Raw genomic sequence first — 20,178 nt, 5'->3', positions numbered from 1 at the left:
CATCCTGTGTGAACAGTCATCCTCCCTCACTCCTGTACGGGCAGCAGAGCCGCCTGCTCTTTCACAAACCCCAAAAAACGCCTTGCTGCAGGAGAGATAAAACGGTCTTCCTTCCAGAACATATAGAGCGTGCGCGGCGTCACATAATCCGTCAACCGCAGGCAGGTAACGTGATAACGGCTGTCGCCGTACCGCCTGGGTACCACGGCAACGCCCATCCCAGCCGCGACAAGCTGTGTGACCATGATATTGTCCACCGCTTCATGGACAATCTTCCGCTTAATCCCCTGGGCCTCGTAGACTCTGTCGTTCTCATGGCGCAGCCCGCTCGATTTGTTATATGCGATGAACTGACAGTCCTTTGTGTCCCGGATGCAGACCTCTTCCCGGGAGGCGAGAGGGTGTCCCGGAGGCACAATCAGAGCCATCTCCTCCATATAGACGGGAAACGACGTCAAAGCTGTGCATTCCGGACGCGAGCCGAAACCCACATCGCTTTTCCCCGAAAGCACGGACTCTTCCGCCTCCTTGGTCGGCTGTTCAAGGAGGGTGAACTTCACGCTGTGATTCTCCGGAGTCTCACAGAACGCCCGGACAATGCGGGGGATGAATACGGCGCTCATCGCGCTGATATAGGAGAGAGTGATGTGGCCTCTGTCGGAATTCACCAGGCAGTCGATACTGTCCACGGCGCTCTCTATCTCCCCGAAAATCCTTTTTGCGTGGCCGAGCAGAATCTCGCCATACTTCGTAAGCTCCACGGTCCGCCCGTCCTTCTTCAGAAGTGGGGCATTCAATTCCTTCTCCAGCTCCTGAATCGAGAAACTGAGGGCCGGCTGGGATATAAAAAGAAGCTGGGCGGCTTTCGTATAATTCCCGGTCTCCGCCACCTTCTGAAAATATTGTAACTGCTTAAGCGTCATTCCTCTCTCTCCTTCGGGCTCTTTGTCTTTTATGATAATTCACAATTTTCCCACTGTCAATGATAAGTTTTATTGTGATTTTCCATAAAATATAAGTATTTCCTTATTTCCCCGCTTTATTATATCATCAAATTATCACAAAGGAACATTTTAACACGGCAGAAAATTCAACCAGTTCACCATTGCCGCTCTATTGCGGCATCTGCATGGCCGGTACCGGAAAAGGCGCCTTCCGGCCGGCGGAAGATGTGAACCGCATCGGGATACTCTGCCGGGCAGGCAATGAAAACCAAACACAGACCAGGAGGTTAACTATATGAACGAGAATCAATCCACAAAGCAGGTGGCAATTATTGGAGAATCCATCAGTCACAGCATGTCTCCCGCCATGATGAACGCGGCATTCCGGGAAAAGGGCCTGGACTATCATTTTTCCATCATCAACGCAGCCCCGGAAGATTTCAGAAACGTGCTGATGAAGCTTCCCGAACAAAATTACGCGGGACTGACCGTGACGATTCCTTATAAGATTGAAATCATGCAGTATCTCGATGAAATCGACCCGATGGCCCGCCTCATCGGCGCGGTCAACACCGTCAAATTTGAGAATGGAAAAATGATGGGGTACAACACCGACGGAGAAGGTTTTGTCCGCGGCCTGGAAGAAGATTTCGGTGTAAATATCCCGGATAACACCTTCTTTATCATCGGCGCCGGCGGCGTTTCCCGGGCTCTGACCACGGTGCTGGCTTCCAGAAAGCCGAAACGTATTTTCCTGGAATCCCTCTATTTTGAGGATGCCAAAACGCTCTGCGACAATATCAATCACAATGTTTACGACTGCTGTGTGCCGCTTAAGACCGATGAAGATTTTAAACCTTTCATTGATCAGTCCGATGTCGTCATCAACGCCAGCTTTATCGGGATGCCGCCTCATGAAAATGAGACGCCCATCGACACCTCCCTTCTCCGGAAGGAACTTCTGGTGGCGGATGTCATTTACAACCCCTTAAAGAGCAAATTCCTCCAGGCGGCGGACGAACTGGGATGCCGTCACTTAAACGGCCAGGTGCAGCTCTTCCATCAGGGAAAAATCGCCTTTAAAATCTGGACCGGCAAGGAGGCGCCTTCCGATGTCATGCGTAAGGCAGTATTTGGATAAACAGCTGTTTAATTTTATGGAAAAGGAGTATTGAAAGATGAAAAATATATTGGAACAGATGAGTTTAACCGGAAAAAAAGCGCTTGTAACGGGAGGCGCCCGAGGACTGAATTACAGCATTGCAGAGGGACTCTGTGAGGCAGGCGCCGATGTGGTGCTCCTCGATATCAGCGAGACCGTGTTCGAATCGGCAAAGACACTCTCGCAGCTCGGAACAAAGGTGTATGGGGTAAAAGGTGATTTGTCCGACACCTCCGATTTGGACCGGATGTATGCCGAAGCGCTCGGTTACCTGGGCGGCCGCCTCGATATCCTGATTAACGGGGCCGGTATCCAATACCGCTGCCTGGCAAAGGATTTCCCGGAAGACCAGTGGCGCAGGGTACTGGATCTCAACCTGAACGCGTTATTCTTCATGGCCCAGCGGGCGGGGCGTACGATGCTTGAGCAGGGTTACGGGCGCCTTATTAACATCGCATCCCTAAGTTCCTTCGACGGGGCCAGCATGATCGCGGCCTACACAGCCAGCAAGGGAGGCGTGGCACAGCTCACCAAGGTGCTGTCCACCGAGTGGGCGGAACAGGGCATCAATGTCAATGCCATTGCGCCCGGCTACATGGTGACGGAGCTGACTAAGAACATAAAAGAAGTGAACCCGAAGCAGTACGAAAGCATCTGCACACGCATTCCCAAAGGCAGATGGGGGCAGCCGGAGGATTTAAAGGGGCTGGCGGTCTTTCTCGCATCCGATGCCTCCGAATACATGACCGGACAGATTATCCCGGTGGACGGCGGCTACCTGAGTAAATAAAAGGAGGAAATATCAATGGATGGTATTGGAATTTTAGGCCTTGGTATCGGGCTGGGCCTGCTGATTTACTTAAGCTTCAAGGGCTGGAGCATGATACCCACATCTATCGCCGCATCCCTGGCCGTCATCATCACCAACCGGATGAATCTCTGGGAGGCCTTCAGTGTAAGCTATGCGTCCTCGATGAAAAACTACGCTGGGACCTATCTCCTTTTGTTCTTTCTCGGCACCGTCTTCGGCGGCCTGATGGGTGAAAGCGGGGCGGCAAAATCGATTGCGGTCAAGCTGCTGAACACGCTGGGAAACGGCAAGGGACTTCTGATTGTTGTTCTGGTCAGCGGAATCCTTTCCTACGGGGGAATCAATCTCTTTGTGCTGCTCTTCACGATTTATCCCATCGCGCTGGTCCTGTTCAACAATGAAAATATTCCCAAGCGCCTGTTTCCGGCGGCAATGCTGCTTGGAAGCGCGACCTTCAGCATGGTGGGCCTGCCCGGCTCCCCGGCCATCCAGAACCTGATCCCCTGTGCGGTGCTTGGCACAAACGCCTACGCGGCCCCGCTTAACGGAACCCTGGTTTCCATCGTGATGTTTGCCCTGGGCATGGTTTTCCTGGTACGCCAGCAGAAACGGCTGGCCGCGGCCGGTATCGGCTTTTTGCCCGGTTCCCGTGACGACCTTAATAAAATCCGTATCTCGGAGAACGACGAACTCCCGCACTGGGCGCTGTCCATGCTGCCGATGGCAGTTCTGATTCTCTTCATTTTCTTTACCCGTAATACCCTGGACACGGTTTACGCGGTGAATATCGCCCTGTCCATCGGAATTGCCATGGTGCTCTGCCTGTTCTGGAAACGCATTAAGAATCCGCTGAATTCAATCAACGAGAGCGCCCAAAACAGCATCACTGCCCTGCTCAACACATCGGTTATCGTAGGTTTCGGCGGCGTGGTACAGGCCTCCTCCGGCTTTGCCTCAGTTGTAGACTTCGCACTTTCCATGGCTATGAGCCCGCTCATTTCCGCCTCTCTGGCCACCGGCATTGTCTCGGCCGCCACCGGCTCATGTTCCGGCGGTCTGCAGATTTTCCTGGATTCCCTGGGACCGAAATACATCGAACTCTGCCGGGCTGCGGGCATCCCCCTGGAGATCCTGCACCGCGTTATCTGCCTGGCCGGCGCGGGCCTGGATACACTGCCGCACAGCGGAGGTTTCATCACCGCTATCGTCTATACACAGTTGACGGCAAAGGAATCCTATAAATACGTATTTTTCACAAATATCGTCGTCACCTCTATCGGCTGTGTGGTTTCCATCCTGCTCTTTATGACCCTTGGAATTATCTAGGGAAAAACCGCAGCCTGGGATTAAGGATTGATGAAACAGAAGTGAACTAAAACTGCAGCCAACACTTCACTTTTAAGAGAACCGGGTGCGGCTTTGCAATTGATACGGCCGCACCCGATAAGCAGGAATCTGATTACAAAAGAATCTGATTATAAAGGAGAATGATTATGATAAAAACCGTAACGGTCCGCGGAAAGGAAATCGGAGCCGGAGTTCCCGGCATTATCGTGCCAATCGTGGAAGTAACCGAAACAAAGATTTTAGAAAAAGCGGCGGCCATCCGCAATCTGGCCATTGATATGGTGGAGTGGCGCGTGGATTTCTTTGAACACGCTCTGGAGCCGGAGCAGGTTTTAAATACGCTGCACAGGCTCCGTGAATCGCTCCCCTCTCTCCCGCTGCTGTTCACCTTCCGCACGGCGGAGGAGGGCGGTGAAAAAGAAATATCCCTGTCAGAGTATACAGCGTTAAACCGTCTGGCCGCCGAAAGCGGCAGCGCCGACCTGATCGATGTACAGATTTTTATGGACGATGAGACGGCAAGGGAAAATATCGCCGCCATCCATGCGGCCGGCGCCCTGGTCATCGGTTCCAACCACGATTTCCACAAGACTCCTCCCCGTGAGGAAATCCTCTACCGGCTGCGCAAAATGCAGGATATGGGCGTGGATATTCCAAAGCTGGCGGTGATGCCGAGGGGCACGGACGATGTTTTGGAACTTCTCGCCGCAACGGCCAGGATGCATGAAGCTTATGCCAACCGCCCTATTATCACGATGTCCATGGGCGGAAAAGGCGTTGTCAGCCGTCTGGCCGCGGAGGTTTTCGGCTCCTCCATGACCTTCGGCGCGGTCGGCACAGGCTCCGCTCCCGGCCAAATCCCGGTCGACCGGATGTCCAGCGCCCTGGATCTCTTCCACACCGCGCTGTGAGCGGGGAGAAAGTGAGAATATCATGAACTCAATTACCACCAATACAAAACTGATAGCCCTTCTGGGATATCCGCTGGGCCAATCCGTCTCCGCGGTCTCCCACAACAGGGTATATGAAAAAAAGGGCTGGGACTGCTGCTATCTCCCCGTTGAGGTAGAAAACCCGGAACACCTTGGGAAGATTATAAGCGGAATCCGCCATATGAACTTTGCCGGTTTTGCCGTCACAAAACCGTATAAAATTGCCGTGATGAAATATCTGGACGACGCAGATGAGATGACGCGTCTGATGGGCTCCTGCAATACCGTGGTGGTGCAGGAAGACGGTTCCCTGAAGGGATACAACACGGACGGCCTGGGAGCGCTCCGCTCTATACAGGAAGAAACCGAGGTGGAAATCCCCGGCAATACCTTCCTCTGCTTCGGCGCAGGGGGAGCCGGCAAGTCCATCTGCATGGAACTGGCCTTACATAAGGCGGGGCACATCTATATCTCGGATTTTGAAACGCCGTGCCGCGAACTGGCGGAACAGATTAACCGGATAAGCCCGGGAACGGCCACCGCACTGCCGGTAACCGACCGCACCGCTGTCCGCAAAGCTGCGGCACAGTGCGGCGTCATGATGAATCTGAGCGGACTTGGCATGTATGGCCATCTGGATGAGACACCGTTAGATGAAGCATGTTTTCGGCCCCGTCAAATCTGCTTTGACGCGACCTACAATCCGGTGAGGACCCGTTTCCTCCGGGAAGCCGAAGAAGCCGGCTGTACCGCCGTAAACGGACTCGGGATGCTGGTCTATCAGGCCACCCGTCAGATTGCCCTGTGGACCGGACATGAAGAGCCTGTCGCAGAGATGCGGGAGGCAATGAGTGAAGCGGCGGAATGCATTTCATAGGAAAGTGTTCCTATAATACAAAAAAACCGGCCTGCCTGCAATCTGCAGACAAGCCGGTTTAAAAAGGGGAGGATAAGTATTCAAAAATTTCTCTTTTGTGATACTTACAGTATAACCTCCCTGTTTGAATTTATACACGCTATGAAAATATTTTTGTTAAATCAATTTTTCCAACGCAAACTGTAGGATTACTCATCTTTTTTAAAAGAACCATAATCTACGGCAGGAAATTTTCCATTCTTTCCGTCTTTCATTATTACTCGGGCTGTTCCTGTAATGATTTCATTTTTTGCTGTATCATATTTTGTGCACTTCACAGTAGTATTCTTATCCTGTTCCGTTATTTTCTCATTAGTAAGATAGAGTTCATAACTATTACCATTCTTACGCATCGTCCAGCTTTTAGCCGAAACATTTACCCCCTGTTTTTTTAATTCTATCTCAACAATATTGGCCAGGGAACCATACTTTCCATAAACTTCATCTGTTTTTTTCGTGCTTGCCTCGGAATCCAAGGTTTTTCCCGCATCATTGCCAAAATAATCTGCCAGAGTTTTGTATGTCTTACCCGCGTTGACAATCTTATATTCTTCTAAATTCATCTCATTCAGCAGATGGCTCAGCGTGACAATATCCATTGTCCAGCCTCCATGCTCGCTACATTCAAGTGTAATTGAGTGTAAATCATTCAGAAACTGACATTTATAATTTCCCCGGCTTTTGCATATGCCGGAAAATCGATAGAAAATAGACTTGTCCTCCTGGCTTTCACTCCATTTTTTATCCCCTCCATGCTCCACGATGATATCACTTAATAAATCAACGGCCGAATTCTGATCCGGCGCCTTTCCAAGATCAGTTATCCCTACTATATATTCCTCCGCAATCGTATCCATCGCATGCAGGCAGGCAGCTTTTCTCGACTTCTCAATATACTTCATAAACTGGGGGGCAAGCAGCCCAGTCAGTATTATCAATATTGCAATTGCAATTATCAGCTCTATCAGGCTGAAACCCCTGTCTTTTTTTCTCATACCGTATCCCTTTTCCCATGCTGATTGAAACGCCGTTCCCAAAACAAAGTACTCCCATTCGGGAATCCATCCAACTATCTATATTTTACCACCTGCCCCGGCTAATTACAATTCACAATTCCAAAGTATTATCCGGTTGAAATCTTCCCTCCTCTATTATAGAATATAAGATATCATACCTCTGAAAAAAAGGAGAAACACATAATGAAGAAAAATATTATCGTCGGCCAGTCAGGCGGCCCGACCGCCGTGATCAACGCCAGCCTCTGCGGAGTCATCAGAGAGGGAAAAAACCATCCTGACAAAGTAGGGACTGTTTATGGCATGATTAACGGAATCGAAGGATTCCTGGCCGGGAAATACATGAATTTGTCGGCGGAACTCAGCGAGGAAGACTTGGATCTCCTCAAACTGACTCCTGCCGCTTACCTCGGCTCCTGCCGTTTTAAGCTCCCCGAAAATCTTTCCGCTGCTTTCTATCCCACCCTGTTCCACAAATTTGAGGAACTCGATATCGGATATTTCTTCTATATCGGAGGCAATGACTCCATGGATACCGTGAGCAAATTGTCGCGCTATGCCGCCGGAATCGGCAGTGATATCCGCTTCATCGGAATCCCCAAAACAATCGACAATGATCTCGTGGGGACGGACCACACGCCCGGATTCGGAAGCGCCGCAAAGTACGTCGGCTCCACCGTCCGTGAGATTACCCTGGACGCCTCCGTTTACCAGCAGAAATCCGTCACCATCGTGGAACTCATGGGACGTCACGCCGGCTGGCTCACCGCCTCCAGCGTCCTGGCAAGAAAACATGAGGGGGACAACCCGCTTCTCATTTATCTGCCGGAGGCCCCTTTTGAATTCGAACAGTTTTCCATCGACTTAAAGAAGGCATTTGAAAAAAGCCAGACCGTCGTTGTCTGCGTCTCGGAAGGAATTGCGGATAGCGCCGGACACTTTATCTGTGAATACTCCAATGAGGCCCAGCTCGACACCTTCGGCCATAAGATGCTGACCGGCTGCGGCGAGATTTTGGAAAATTATATCCGCAACCAGTTCGGCGTCAAGGTTCGTTCCGTGGAAGTGAATGTAAGCCAGCGCTGCTCCGGCATGGTTGTCTCAGCCCAGGATATAGAGGAGGCCGCCGAGGCCGGCTCCTACGGCGTCAAAAATGCAATGGAGGGCGTCAGCGGAATGATGGTAGCGTTCAAACGTACCGGGGACGAGCCGTACACGATGGAGTGCACCCTGGCCGACGTCAATGAAATCTGCAATAAAGAGAAAACATTTCCGGCCGAATGGATCACAAAAAACGGAACCGATATCGGACCGGAGTTCCTCACCTATGTACTTCCCCTAATCCATGGAGAAGCAGAACGAAAGATGGAGAACGGCCTGCCGCTTTACCTCTACCGAAAATAAGCTTTTATTGCGGCTCTCAGTGTTTCCTGCCGTAAACCGCAAACAAAATATAAAAGGAAAGGAAATTTGCCATGACCACAATCACAAAAGAACATGTTCATTTTGCTTTCTCCCCTGCTGTTCAACCGGCGCTCAGCGTTCCTTCCGGGGACACGGTCCGTTTTGAGACTTACGACTGTTTCTTCAACCAGCTTCTCAGCGAGGGAGCCAATCTTTCAAATATCGACTCCTCCAAAGGCAATGCGGTAACCGGCCCCCTCTATGTGGAGGATGCCGGCCCCGGTGACACCCTGAAAATCGAAATCCTCGATATCGCCATGGGCCCGGTCGGCGTCTGCGGGTCTTTCCCTCAGACCGATTGGGACAACGGACTTCTCACCGAAAAATACTTCCGCCGTTTTTCAGTCAAAGACGGTGAAGCCGAATTCAACAGCTCCATAAAAATCCCGGTTAATCCGATGATTGGCGTCATCGGTACCGCACCGAAGGAAGGCGAAGTCTCCACCATGACGCCCCTCGATCATGGTGGCAATATGGACTGCACCCAGATTAAAACAGGAACCACACTCTACCTTCCGGTCAATGTCCCCGGCGCCCTTTTATCCATGGGAGATCTTCACGCCGTCATGGGCGACGGTGAAGTCTGCGGCTGCGGTCTGGAGATCGAAGGCGTCGTCACGGTCCGCGTCACGGTCTTAAAAGACTGTCCTCTTAAATGGCCGGCTGCCGTCACGGACGGACGTTTCATCGTGATCGCCGCTGCCGGAACGGTGGAGGATGCCTGGAAACTGGCAACCCTGCGGATGGAAACCTTTCTCTCTTCCCAGGCAGACCTCAGCTACGAGGACACCTCTCTTCTCTTAAGTCTCTGCGGGGATCTGGCCGTATGCCAGACCGTCAACCCGATGAAGACGGTGAGAATGGAAATCCCAATGGGAATTTTCAAGAATAAATAACACTGAAAAAAGGGAACCTCCGTCCACATAAATGATGTGAAACGGAAGTTCCCTTTTTTGCTGCCTGTCTTTTTGCTGCCTCTCAACTGCTGCCTGTTAATCAAAATATCTTTTTCTTTTTACAAACCATTCACGGCACGAGATATTGTTCCAGTTCTTCCTCCGATCCGCGGAACACATTCATGTCAATATACTTCTCCGTCCCCTCATATCCTTCCAGCACCGCGGTATCCGAGTACTGCCAGAACGTCCATCCGCTCTTATCACCAAAAACAGGCGGATAATAGACATTGCGGATCCAGAGGGGATACTCGTCAAATTCGCCCTTGATGTACCGGTTATAAACTGCATAGGTCGTATAGATAACCGGTTTCACATGATAATGCTCTTCCAGAATCCCCAGCAGTTCCCTTAGGCTTTGAACCACCGCTTCTTTATCCGGCGGATTTTGCTTCCTCCCGGCATAGTATTCCACATCCACGGCCGGAACCATCCGGCCCGAAAGCTCGCCGACCGTATCAATATATAATTCCGCCTGGGTCTTAGCCGGACTGTCAAAGCTGAAAAAATGGTAGGCTCCCGTCTTAAGTTTCGCATCCCCGGCATTCTTCCAGTTCGCCGCAAACTGTCCGTCGACATGGCCGCTGCCCTCCGTCGCCTTGATAAACGCGAAACCGACATCCTGTTCCTTCAGCTTTTCCCAGTCTATGGTCCCCTGGTAATGTGATACGTCAACACCTCTCACCTCATATTGTTTTGAGAAATATGCGTTGAGCGGCAGCCATCCCGACAGCGCTGCTGTCAGGAACGCTGCCGCCAATAAAACGGTAAACGGCAGGGCTGCTTTTATCTTCCTGTTCATCCTGTGTTTTTTTAACATGGTTTATCATACCGCATCCCAGCGCTGTTTTACTCTGTAAGCTCCCTGACCTCGATTCCGCTGTAGAAGAAGGACAGAATATCTTTGTAGGTCTTTCCTTCCTTTGCCATCTGCTGGGCGCCGTTCTGGCTCATTCCGACGCCGTGGCCGTAGCCGCCGCCCCAGATCGTAAAGGTCCTGGTGCCTTTCTCCTCGTCTCTCGCCGTCTCATCCACCGCAATAAAAGCGCTCGGCAGGGACGACCAGTCCGTCATCGTGGAACCGTCGTTTTTCTTATAAACAAGTTCTGGAGAGCCCAGCGTGTTCCTGATCTGGGTCTGGCCCTTCAGGACTTTTTCTCCGTCGCTTCCGACCACCTTCACGGTTTTTGCGATTCCGCCCGTGCCGCGTTCGGTTACAAAGAGAGCCTGAATCGTCCCGATACCGTCTATCTTCTCGGCCAGCTTCTTGTTGGTGACCGTTGTGGACCAGCGGTACATCGAATATCCGGAATCGTAATTCTTTGTCCCCTGCCCCTGTATAAACGGCACAAAGGCCTCGTTTGTCGTCAGGTCATCCATGCCGCCGTCCTCGGTGAGGGAAATTCCCTTCAGGTACGGCACATCCTTTATATCGGCTCCCCAGATCGTCCCGTCGGTGGAATAGCCGCAGGAGGTGGAGAAATAGTAGGTTTCCGCCGGGGTGTCCCCATAAAATACCATCTCTCCGTCCGTCTCCTTGACAGCCAGGTCGGTTCTCTCGTTGGATTCAATATTGTTATATACCTGATAATTGGTGCTGTCGTCCACATGGGCGCCGTACTGGCTGTAGGCATTGGCCTGAATCTGCCGGTAGGCATAGGTTCTGGCGCAGACCGCCTGGGCCTTCAGCGCCTCAACCTCATAGGAGGGAGGCATCTCGCTCGGCACCACCCTGGTCAGATAATCTTCCACATCGACCTCGTTGAGAAGCAGGAGCCCTTTCGATTCACGGCTGATTTCAAAACAGCCGAAATATTCCGGCGTCCCCTGCTGCCTGCTGACGCTCAGCACCTGAATTCCCTTTTGCCGATCCTCCGGCTCCACCGTGATCCTGCCCTTGTTCAGGCGTTCATCATCCTTTTTGATGACCAGCTCGCTGCCCGCCTCGATCCGCTCCGTAGAATCGCCGTACTCCACCGTCAGCGGCGTATCGGCCTTCAGTATCACCTGATCGTGGAAAATCGAGGAAAATCCCTTATCCATGATAAGAACCCTGATGTTCTTTGCGGAGAAGCTCTTTACCAGCAGGGCCGCGCAGATCTTTTTATCGGCCACCACGAATTTCTCCAGATTATATCCCACCAGAATATCTTTTTTCCTCTGCTCCTTTACCACACCGTATGTCTTATATACCTTAAAGTCTTTATCGAGGCGCACCTCCCCGTATCCTTCGATCTCAATTGAATCGTCGCGGACCGCCAGGACCTTTCCCTCGATTGTATCCGTTTTCAGGGACAGCTTTTTAATCTTACCCCTGCTCAGGGAGATATCGGCCAGCACGCCGCTCTCCTGCTCTTCCACTTCCTTTGCCAGTGGAAATTCCCGGACAATGGTGCCTATATAAAGATTCATCTTATCGCGTTCGCCGGCCGCCAGCCATACATTCCTGTATACGACGTCCTCCGACACCTCCTCGGTGAGGTGTATCATCTCGCCGTTTCTGGCCAGGACGCGGATCTCACGGTCGATGTGGGAATCCATGGAGAGTCCCTCAAAGCCCATAATGCCTTCGCTCGTATACGCGGTCCAGGGCGCCGCCTCCTTCACATTATCGGGAGTTCCATAAAGCAGAAGGTCGACTTCCTTAACCTCCTGTTCCTTGTCTGCGGCTTTCAGGAACGACGGATAAAAGAGCCACCACTCCTCCTTTGGCATCGGCTTGTTATACTTCTTCCTGGAGACGCCCAGAGCCTGTGAAAGCCCCTTTGACACCTGCTCCGCCGCAAATGCCGCCTCCCCGTATGTAAGAGCCGAGGATGCATAATCATCCTCCTTAACGGTTCCCTCCTCGATCAACCCCTGCTCCAGCAGGTAATCAATGTATTTCGCCGACCAGTCCTCCTGCATCCTGGCGGGAAGATGGGAGCCGTTCTCCTTCTGGGAGGACAGGCAGCCGTCCTTGTCCGTCAGCGCGAGCGCCATGGCTTTGGATGCCATGGCGCGGGAAATGTAATTATCTGCTGTATCGAGTTTGACAATTATGATAATCAGGACTATCACAACCGCCGGAATCAGGAAGGCCCAGTAAACCATCTTCTTTGATCTCATAAAAATCCTTTCCCGGACAGCGTCTCATTGTGAATTGGCAATGAAATGGACGCAAAGCGTTTCTCACTGTTATTTAATGAACTTACCGTTTTTTTCGTCAATATGATCCAGGTCCTTATAATCTTCCGTTGCCATGGACAGGTTCTTATTCCTGAGTGAAAAATGGACCGCCCTGGCAATCAGATCATAAATAACCGCAAATGCCGGAACCGCAATGATCATTCCGACAAACCCGAAAAGCCCTCCGAACAGCAAAATGGAAAACAGAACCCAGAAACTGGAAAGTCCCGTTGAATCACCGAGAATTTTCGGTCCCAGGATATTGCCGTCGAACTGCTGGAGAAGCAGGATAAATATAAGGAAATAAATACATTTGACCGGACTTACCAGCAGTACCAGGAACCCGGTCGGTATCGCCCCGATGAACGGACCGAAGAACGGAATGATATTCGTCACTCCGATAATGACGCTGATCAGCAGGGTAAAGGGCATCTTCATAAGCGACGTTCCGATAAAGCAGATGATGCCGATGATCAGGGAATCCACCAGCTTTCCAATGATGAAACCGCCGAACATCTTATTCACAAAGCGGAGCTCTTCCACCACGTTGTTGGCCCATTTGAGGTTAAGACAGCCGTAGATTACCTTTTTTCCCTGGGCTGCCAGGGTATCCTTAATGTTCAGAAGATAGACCATGACGATCAGGCCAATGAGCCAGTTCTTAACAAACACCAGAAGGCTCAGGACGCTGCTGGAGACGCCGGTCAGGAATTCTCCAAGCCTTGTCATGTCAATATTGGTAAAGGATTTTTCAAGCCAGTTTTCCGCCATCTGGACCCCGTTCTGCAGGTTGCTTAACACCATCTCCTCAATATCCGGATTGTCGGCCAGGACCTGGCGTATCCAGGAATAGAGGTTCTGCAAATAGGTAGGGAACGAATCCCGAATCCCGGCCAGGCTCTCAAGCATCTGCGGAATCAGCATCTGGAACAGGCCAGCCACAATTACCAGGACGAGGGACACGCTGGCCGCGGTCCCGACCGCCTTTGCAATGCCCGTCACATGCTTCTCGTCCTTCCATACCTTCAGGAGTTTCTGCTTAACGGCATTTGTCACCCGGTTGTAAATCGGGGTTGTAAGATAGGCAAGCACCGCACCGTATATGATCGGTGCGACAATTCCGATAATCAGATGTATCACCTTTGCCACCTGATCCCAATACTGGATGCAGTACCAGAACACGATGCAGATCGCAATCACGGTAACCGCCGTAAGACCGGTGTAAAGGTAACGCTTAAATTCATTATTTTTCATGTTTTTCCCTCGTCCGTATTTATTCACCATCAGTATACAGGAAGTCCTCCTTATTTGGCAAGTAATATCATGTAAAGATTTCTTAACAAAAAGTAAACATTGAGTGAAAATACGCCTCATGGGATGCCGCCTGTGCACGTCGGACAGGCACGCACGTTATTTTCAGCTTCAAGACAAAGCAAAAGCAGCGATTGCTCGCTGCTTTTTATCGTTTGTAACCCCAAAATGCCGGCTCTTACAGTATTGACGCCTAGCTCTGCTAGGTGGGCAACCTCACTTAGGCTTCTGCCTTCCACTCATAGGAGGCCTGACATCCGCTTAAAAATATTGGAATCCCGTTATGTCCGATGTAGGTTCAAAAAAAGTAAGAGTTGTCGAGCATCCCAGGAGTTACAAATGCTCTTATTCATTGGGATGGAAAGCTTTATCTGATTGGCTTTTCATCTTTTGATATCGTTATTATACACCAGTTCCATGTGTTTTTCAAGTTCCATTTACTGGCCCTTATCTTAAGGTTTTCTTGTCTTTCGTGTTCTTCCCTTTATTTCCAGTGTCTTCCGCTTAAAATAAAATTTTTAAAACACGGTCGTTTTATCGTTCCACGCCGTCTTTCGAAACCCTCGCATATACCAGTTTTTTGGCCTGAGGCTGGGCGTCCGAGAATTGGTAGGAGGAAAGAATTTTTGCCTCCGCCGGCCCGAACAGGCTCTCATCCGAAGCATACAGTTTTACGAGCGGCTCCCCTTTTTTTACATAGTCGCCATATTTTTTATAAAGAATGATTCCGGCCGCATTGTCGATCACGTCCTCTTTCGTGCTCCTTCCGGCCTTCAGAAGAACCGAGGCGATTCCGCACCCTTCCGTATCCATGTGCGAGACGTATCCGTCTTCCGGCGCCTCCACGGCCCTGCAATACGGCGCCTTCTCAAACCGTTCCGGATGATCGATGAAAGAGCCGTCTCCTCCCTGTGCCCCGACCATCTTTTTAAATGTTTCAAAAGCGCTTCCGTCTTCCAGCGCCCGCTCCGCCATAAAGTAACATTCCTCCGCATTCCCGCGTCCTGCGGTATGCAGCATCTCGGCCGCCAGCCTGAGGCAGACTTCCCGCAGATCCTCCGGTCCTTTTCCTCTCAGCGTGTCGATTGCCTCCATCACTTCTAGGGAATTGCCGATGGCAAAACCAAGGGGCACATCCATGTCCGTGATGAGGGCCGAGCAGGAGCGGCCGGCTCCATTGCCAATCGCAACCATCTTCTGAGCAAGCGTGATGGAGTCATCCAGCGTCTTCATAAATGCCCCGCTTCCCGTCTTGACGTCCAGGACAATCCCATTGCTCCCGGCCGCCAGTTTTTTGCTCATGATGGAGGATGCAATCAGCGGTATGCTGTCCACCGTGGCCGTCACGTCGCGCAGCGCATATATCTTTTTATCGGCCGGAACCAGGTTGCCGCTCTGTCCGACCACCGCGATCCCCGTTTTCTTGACAATCTCAAAAAATGTTTCTATCGGAATGGAGGTCTGAAATCCCGGGATTGCCTCCAGCTTATCAATGGTGCCTCCCGTATGCCCAAGGCCGCGGCCGGACATCTTCGCGACCTTCACTCCGAGCGACGCCACGATCGGGCCGACAATCAGGGTCGTCTTATCGCCCACGCCTCCGGTGCTGTGCTTATCCGCTTTAAATCCTTCGATTGGCGAAAGATCGACCATATCGCCGGAATGGGCCATCTCAAGTGTCAGGTTCGTCGTCTCCTCATCATCCATCCCGTTAAAGCAGACTGCCATCAGCATGGCCGCCATCTGGTAATCCGGAATCTCACCGTTCACGAATCCCCGGACCATAAAGCGGATTTCCTCCCGGTTAAGGCCCTCATTCCTTTTCTTTTTTTCAATCAGATCATACATTCTCATAGCCGTCTTACCTCCCTTTCATTCGGCTGTTCCAAACCGTGCAAAACGCGCGCGGATGATGCGGCGCATTACACCAGGTTCTCAGGCCCGAAGCTCTCGGGCAGTAGTTCTTCCAGCGTATAAGTTCTGTAATCATCCACCGCTCTCGCCACAATCACCTGGAAAGCGGACGGACGGCAGAATTCCCTCATCACCTGGCGGCAGATCCCGCAGGGTGCGCAGTATGTTTCCGTCTTTCCGTCTTTTCCCCCGCATATCGCAATGGCCCTGAACTCCCGCCGCCCCTCGCTGACCGCCTTGAAAAATGCCGTGCGTTCCGCACAGTTGGTCGCGGGATAGGAGGCATTTTCAACATTCACTCCCGTGCAGACCGTCCCGTCCGCGCAGAGAAGGGCGGCCGCCACATGAAAATGAGAATAGGGCGCATAGGCGGAGGGAAGCTTCTCAAAGGCCGCTTCGAGAAGACCCCTTATCTCCTCTTTTGTAAGTTCCGCCTGCACTTCGCCGTTTCCGGCCCGTATCTTCCGTATTGTCCGTTTTTCCGCCATCTTGACTCCTCCTTTACCAAACCAGGTTAAATGAACTATTTTATTTTTCTCTGCTTACGGTTCCGCGAATCTGTTTGCATCCGCTTTATAAAATTAATAATCAGCAGCGCAATGACCGCAAATGCAATATATCCGTAAATCGGGTACAGTACCCCAATCAGACTGCCGAATCCCAACTGGCCTGCAGCCCAGGCCGCAACGCCCAGCAGGGAGGAAAACACCATTCTATGCTTCTCTATGCAGGCAAACCGGCAGAAATACCGTGGAACCGGGGTGAATACCGACATTGCCGCTCCGAACATGGCTCCCAGAAGAAATATGGCGCAAATCCATGAAAAAGCGGGATGAACCATCTCCGCCAGCGTCAGGATCGGCAGCTCCGTCTCCGTCGCCGCGCTTCCCGAATGCATGGCGAAAACAAGGCAGAGCCCGATGATAAATAAAATGACGCCTCCTGCAATCACACCGCGGAGCGCCGGTTTCTTTGATCCGTTTGCAAGGCCCAGAGGCGCAAGGGCTCCGATGGCACAGAAAAAGTTATAGGAAGTGAAATTGGCGGCGGCGATTCCCCAGCTTCCCAAAAGCGGATTGGATGCGGCCTTTGGCGAAACCTCTATCCGGCCAATCCCATTCTTCAGGATTACAATCAAAGCCGTGACAATGGTCAGAGTCACCAGAACCGGGACGACTCGGCCGAAGGTCTTCACCACCGCCTCCACTCCGCCGAGCGACACGGCGGTCACAAGCGCACAGAATACGGCGCTTCCCACGATTCTGACCGTATGGCTGCCGGTCAGGTTCTCGATCAGAGTGCCCGCACCGGATGCCATAACCGTATAAATCCCAAACATAAAGGTAATCTGTACTGCTCCGCTCGCCGTGCGCAGCCACGGAAGCTCCACCGGCATCACGACCCGGTCCATCTCCCCCGTGCCGCTCATCCCTGCCGTCAAAAGCAGTATGATTCCCAGCGACGTCAATATAAAGCATGCCGCAAACAAACCGGCAATTCCCTGTATGCCAAAGCAGCCAAAATACTGCCATAACTCCTGCCCCGAGACAAATCCCGCTCCGAGAAAGCAGCCCATAAACGTGGCGCAAATCTGCCGGGTTCCTATCTTATCCATAATATCTTCCCCTGAAATATCCTATTTAGTATTATGATACGTTTAAACAGCCTGTAAGGCAAGCAGTTTTTTGCGCCGCGGCCCGCCATGCATGCACCATGTACCATGCGCCCCGGCCGGACTCCCGCGCCGGGTACTAAGAGTGCTTTCCAATGATATGAAAAACAGCGGGGACAAACCGTTTATCCGGCCCTCTCCGCTGTTTCATCATCCCGGTTCGGAACTGCTCCGCCGCCGGTTATGCTTCTTCTTTTATAATCTTAACCACTCTGCTGGTACCCAGCCGGTCGGCTCCCAGCTCCATGAAATGCTCCGCATCCTCCAGGGAACTGATTCCACCTGCCGCTTTAATCTTGATCCCATCACCTACGTGAGCGGCAAACAGCTTAATATCGTCAAAGGTGGCGCCTGCCGTGGAAAAACCGGTGGAAGTTTTGATGTAGTCGGCCTTTGCCTCCGTCACCAGACGGCACATCACAATCTTCTCCTCCTCCGTCAGAAGGCAGGTCTCAATAATCACTTTGAGGATACTGCCTGCGCAGGCTTCTTTGACCGCCCTGATTTCATGCAGGATTTTCTCTTCCTTTCCGTCCTTCAGGTCACCGATGTTGATCACCATATCGATCTCGTCGGCTCCTTCCTCTACCGCCGTCTTTGTCTCAAATACCTTGACCGCCTCGGTGTTGTATCCATTCGGGAACCCGATGACCGTACAGATACGCATTTTGTTTCCCACATATTCCTTTGCCCGTTTTACAAAGGAAGGAGGGATGCACACGGACGCCGTCCCGTATTTGACTGCATCGTCGCAAAGTTCCTTAATCTGTGCCCATGTGGATTCCGGATGAAGCAGGGTGTGATCAACCGCTGCCAGTATTTTTTCTCTGTTCATGTTAACTTCTCCCCGTTCTGTTAAATAATTTCTCCAATAAAGCTCTCTCCGGCCGTCTCTCCCGGCACATCGAGATAATCCAGGATGGATGCCGCAATATCGGCAAATGTCTTTCTCGTTCCCAGGTTTATGCCCTCTTTCACAGGCGGTCCCGCAATCACAAGCGGTGTGTACTCTCTGGAGTGGTCGGTGGAAGGCGTGCTGGGATCACAGCCATGGTCGGCCGTAATCATCAGAATGTCGTCTTCCCCAAGCATTGCGAGAAGCTCCGGCAGGCGTCCGTCAAAATAAGTCAGGGCCTTTGCATAGCCCTCCACATCATTCCTGTGTCCGTAGAGCATATCGTAATCCACCAGGTTCGTAAAGCAGATTCCGTTAAACTCCTTCTGTGCGTAGGCAAGCGTCTTGTCAATGCCGTCCCCGTTGTTCACGGTGCGCACCATATCCGTCACGCCGCTTCCGGCAAAGATATCGTTAATCTTACCGACTGCCAGAACATCTTTTCCGGCATCCTTAATATAGTTGAGCATGGTCGCCTTCGGCGGCACCAGGGAATAGTCATGGCGCCTGGAAGTCCTGCTGAACGGAAATTCTCCCTCAAACGGACGGGCAATCACACGGCCCACGCCGAATTTGCCGGTGCAGAGACGTCTCGCTATCTCGCAGTAACGGTAAAGCTCCTCAATCGGGACGAGCGATTCATGGGCGGCAATCTGAAACACACTGTCCGCCGACGTATAAACAATCAGGGCTCCCGTTTTCAGATGCTCCTCGCCGAAGTCCTTGATAACCTCTGTTCCTGAGTACGGCTTATTACAAAGAACCTTTCTTCCAGTCTCTTTTTCAAATTCATCTAACAGTTCCCTTGGGAAACCGTCCGGGAACGTTGGGAGCGGCCGCCCGGAAACAACGCCGGCAATCTCCCAGTGGCCGATCGTCGTATCCTTACCTTTGGATTTCTCCGTCATTCTGGCAAAGGCTCCGGACGGAGACGCACTTTTTTCACGGCAGTCAACGCCGTCAATATTAAAAAATCCCAGTTTCTGCATATTAGGCATGGAAAAAGAGGAACTCCGGGCCGCCGCCGCAATTGTGTTGCTGCCCGCGTCACCGTAGTCGGCCGCATCCGGCATCTCTCCGATTCCCACGCTGTCCAGTACAATTAGAAATACACGTTTCATATCATTTACCTCTTTTCTGTATTATGAGCACACGGCCGTATTGAAAAGCCGCTATTATCATTCCACATCTACAAGTATATAACAGGATGGGCGGGTTGTCACTAAAATAGTTTGGTTTAATTGAGGGTCGGGGACGCCTCTGTGAGACGGCGGACGGGGGAGTGGGAGGGTATTTATGAGTCTTCAGTCCCCGTTTGCAGGTTGTCGCAAGGGGGAATCCGGAGAAAAAAATTCCTGCGGGGACTCGCTCCCGCTTGTGAAGCGCGCAGCGGATGCTAAGCTCGGAAAAAGCGTCCTTGCTAAGCACCGGCGGGCTTCAATGTCTCCCTTCGGAAAGTTTTTCTCCTCCTTCCCCGGGCAGGTTGTCGATGGGACTGAAGACTCACAACCTCCCTCTCACCATTCCGCCCCCCGGCCGTCCCGGCGGCGTTCTCATCCCCCTTGTCTTTTCCCGCAGTCTCTGCTAAGATTATTGGCAGTTTACATCATTTTCACTCTGAAAACTTTTTTGAAGTTATTTGGGGCGGCACGTCGTTTATATAAGTGAGA

Annotated in this window: 17 protein-coding genes and 1 other RNA gene; 7 read left to right on the top strand and 11 right to left on the bottom strand. The window is 51.7% G+C overall.

Annotated features, from left to right (window positions below):
• Positions 1-26: 26 nt before the first annotated feature.
• Positions 27-923 (bottom strand): LysR family transcriptional regulator, encoded by an 897-nt coding sequence (locus V3C10_08810; protein ID WVP63885.1) that lies wholly within the window; start codon positions 921-923, stop codon positions 27-29.
• A gap of 316 nt (positions 924-1,239) precedes the next feature.
• Here V3C10_08810 and aroE (V3C10_08805) point away from each other — a divergent pair, with 316 nt between their 5' ends.
• From aroE (V3C10_08805) to aroE (V3C10_08785), 5 genes are all read left to right on the top strand, one after another.
• Positions 1,240-2,085: a shikimate dehydrogenase gene (gene aroE, locus V3C10_08805; protein ID WVP63884.1), complete on the top strand. Its 846-nt coding sequence runs from the start codon at positions 1,240-1,242 to the stop codon at positions 2,083-2,085.
• Positions 2,086-2,122: 37 nt separating this feature from the next.
• Positions 2,123-2,896 carry an SDR family oxidoreductase gene (locus tag V3C10_08800; protein ID WVP63883.1) on the top strand — a complete coding sequence of 258 codons (774 nt, stop codon included), beginning with the start codon at positions 2,123-2,125 and terminating at the stop codon, positions 2,894-2,896.
• A gap of 15 nt (positions 2,897-2,911) precedes the next feature.
• Positions 2,912-4,243, top strand: coding sequence for a GntP family permease (locus tag V3C10_08795; protein ID WVP63882.1), 1,332 nt, complete (start codon positions 2,912-2,914; stop codon positions 4,241-4,243).
• 170 nt (positions 4,244-4,413) lie between these two features.
• Positions 4,414-5,175: a type I 3-dehydroquinate dehydratase gene (gene aroD / locus V3C10_08790; GenBank protein WVP64600.1), complete on the top strand. Its 762-nt coding sequence runs from the start codon at positions 4,414-4,416 to the stop codon at positions 5,173-5,175.
• A gap of 22 nt (positions 5,176-5,197) precedes the next feature.
• Positions 5,198-6,073, top strand: coding sequence for a shikimate dehydrogenase (aroE, locus tag V3C10_08785; GenBank protein ID WVP63881.1), 876 nt, complete (start codon positions 5,198-5,200; stop codon positions 6,071-6,073).
• Between the two features lie 188 nt (positions 6,074-6,261).
• On the opposite strand, the gene V3C10_08780 is transcribed toward aroE (V3C10_08785), so the two are convergent.
• Positions 6,262-7,149, bottom strand: coding sequence for a prepilin-type N-terminal cleavage/methylation domain-containing protein (locus V3C10_08780; GenBank protein WVP63880.1), 888 nt, complete (start codon positions 7,147-7,149; stop codon positions 6,262-6,264).
• Between the two features lie 162 nt (positions 7,150-7,311).
• On the opposite strand from V3C10_08780, the gene V3C10_08775 reads away from it, so the two are divergent.
• A complete protein-coding gene (locus V3C10_08775) occupies positions 7,312-8,532 on the top strand; it encodes a 6-phosphofructokinase (protein ID WVP63879.1) in 1,221 nt (406 codons plus the stop codon).
• A gap of 71 nt (positions 8,533-8,603) precedes the next feature.
• Positions 8,604-9,488: an acetamidase/formamidase family protein gene (locus V3C10_08770; GenBank protein WVP63878.1), complete on the top strand. Its 885-nt coding sequence runs from the start codon at positions 8,604-8,606 to the stop codon at positions 9,486-9,488.
• 130 nt (positions 9,489-9,618) lie between these two features.
• Here the strand turns inward: V3C10_08770 and V3C10_08765 are convergent, their stop codons facing one another.
• The 9 genes from V3C10_08765 to V3C10_08725 form a co-directional block, all read right to left on the bottom strand.
• Positions 9,619-10,368, bottom strand: a complete 750-nt coding sequence (locus V3C10_08765; GenBank protein ID WVP63877.1) for a GH25 family lysozyme — start codon at positions 10,366-10,368, stop codon at positions 9,619-9,621.
• Positions 10,369-10,397: 29 nt separating this feature from the next.
• Positions 10,398-12,656, bottom strand: coding sequence for a SpoIID/LytB domain-containing protein (locus V3C10_08760; protein WVP63876.1), 2,259 nt, complete (start codon positions 12,654-12,656; stop codon positions 10,398-10,400).
• A gap of 69 nt (positions 12,657-12,725) precedes the next feature.
• On the bottom strand, positions 12,726-13,970 hold the full coding sequence (locus tag V3C10_08755) for an AI-2E family transporter (GenBank protein WVP63875.1): 1,245 nt from the start codon (positions 13,968-13,970) through the stop codon (positions 12,726-12,728).
• Positions 13,971-14,183: 213 nt separating this feature from the next.
• Positions 14,184-14,363: non-coding RNA, 6S RNA (ssrS, locus tag V3C10_08750), on the bottom strand.
• Positions 14,364-14,561: 198 nt separating this feature from the next.
• Positions 14,562-15,881, bottom strand: coding sequence for a pyrimidine-nucleoside phosphorylase (locus V3C10_08745; protein ID WVP63874.1), 1,320 nt, complete (start codon positions 15,879-15,881; stop codon positions 14,562-14,564).
• A 68-nt stretch (positions 15,882-15,949) separates the two neighbouring features.
• Positions 15,950-16,429, bottom strand: a complete 480-nt coding sequence (cdd, locus tag V3C10_08740; GenBank protein WVP63873.1) for a cytidine deaminase — start codon at positions 16,427-16,429, stop codon at positions 15,950-15,952.
• Between the two features lie 35 nt (positions 16,430-16,464).
• On the bottom strand, positions 16,465-17,556 hold the full coding sequence (locus V3C10_08735; protein ID WVP63872.1) for a hypothetical protein: 1,092 nt from the start codon (positions 17,554-17,556) through the stop codon (positions 16,465-16,467).
• Positions 17,557-17,794: 238 nt separating this feature from the next.
• On the bottom strand, positions 17,795-18,448 hold the full coding sequence (gene deoC, locus V3C10_08730; protein WVP63871.1) for a deoxyribose-phosphate aldolase: 654 nt from the start codon (positions 18,446-18,448) through the stop codon (positions 17,795-17,797).
• Between the two features lie 20 nt (positions 18,449-18,468).
• Positions 18,469-19,629: a phosphopentomutase gene (locus V3C10_08725; protein ID WVP63870.1), complete on the bottom strand. Its 1,161-nt coding sequence runs from the start codon at positions 19,627-19,629 to the stop codon at positions 18,469-18,471.
• Positions 19,630-20,178: the final 549 nt, after the last annotated feature.

The sequence above is a fragment of the [Clostridium] symbiosum genome (assembly GCA_036419695.1).
GTDB classification, from domain to species: domain Bacteria; phylum Bacillota; class Clostridia; order Lachnospirales; family Lachnospiraceae; genus Otoolea; species Otoolea symbiosa_A.
Note: the sequence above shows the minus strand (reverse complement) of the source record. Positions and strands in the feature narration are given on the sequence as shown.

Coding starts and splice junctions, on each gene's coding strand:
- V3C10_08755 (WVP63875.1), bottom strand. CDS start 13,970: ATGAAAAATAATGAATTTAAGCGTTACCTTTACACCGGTCTTACGGCG.
- deoC (WVP63871.1), bottom strand. CDS start 18,448: ATGAACAGAGAAAAAATACTGGCAGCGGTTGATCACACCCTGCTTCAT.
- V3C10_08725 (WVP63870.1), bottom strand. CDS start 19,629: ATGAAACGTGTATTTCTAATTGTACTGGACAGCGTGGGAATCGGAGAG.
- aroE (WVP63884.1), top strand. CDS start 1,240: ATGAACGAGAATCAATCCACAAAGCAGGTGGCAATTATTGGAGAATCC.
- V3C10_08735 (WVP63872.1), bottom strand. CDS start 17,556: ATGGATAAGATAGGAACCCGGCAGATTTGCGCCACGTTTATGGGCTGC.
- V3C10_08770 (WVP63878.1), top strand. CDS start 8,604: ATGACCACAATCACAAAAGAACATGTTCATTTTGCTTTCTCCCCTGCT.
- V3C10_08760 (WVP63876.1), bottom strand. CDS start 12,656: ATGAGATCAAAGAAGATGGTTTACTGGGCCTTCCTGATTCCGGCGGTT.
- V3C10_08810 (WVP63885.1), bottom strand. CDS start 923: ATGACGCTTAAGCAGTTACAATATTTTCAGAAGGTGGCGGAGACCGGG.
- cdd (WVP63873.1), bottom strand. CDS start 16,429: ATGGCGGAAAAACGGACAATACGGAAGATACGGGCCGGAAACGGCGAA.
- V3C10_08775 (WVP63879.1), top strand. CDS start 7,312: ATGAAGAAAAATATTATCGTCGGCCAGTCAGGCGGCCCGACCGCCGTG.
- aroE (WVP63881.1), top strand. CDS start 5,198: ATGAACTCAATTACCACCAATACAAAACTGATAGCCCTTCTGGGATAT.
- V3C10_08765 (WVP63877.1), bottom strand. CDS start 10,368: ATGTTAAAAAAACACAGGATGAACAGGAAGATAAAAGCAGCCCTGCCG.
- V3C10_08800 (WVP63883.1), top strand. CDS start 2,123: ATGAAAAATATATTGGAACAGATGAGTTTAACCGGAAAAAAAGCGCTT.
- V3C10_08745 (WVP63874.1), bottom strand. CDS start 15,881: ATGAGAATGTATGATCTGATTGAAAAAAAGAAAAGGAATGAGGGCCTT.
- V3C10_08795 (WVP63882.1), top strand. CDS start 2,912: ATGGATGGTATTGGAATTTTAGGCCTTGGTATCGGGCTGGGCCTGCTG.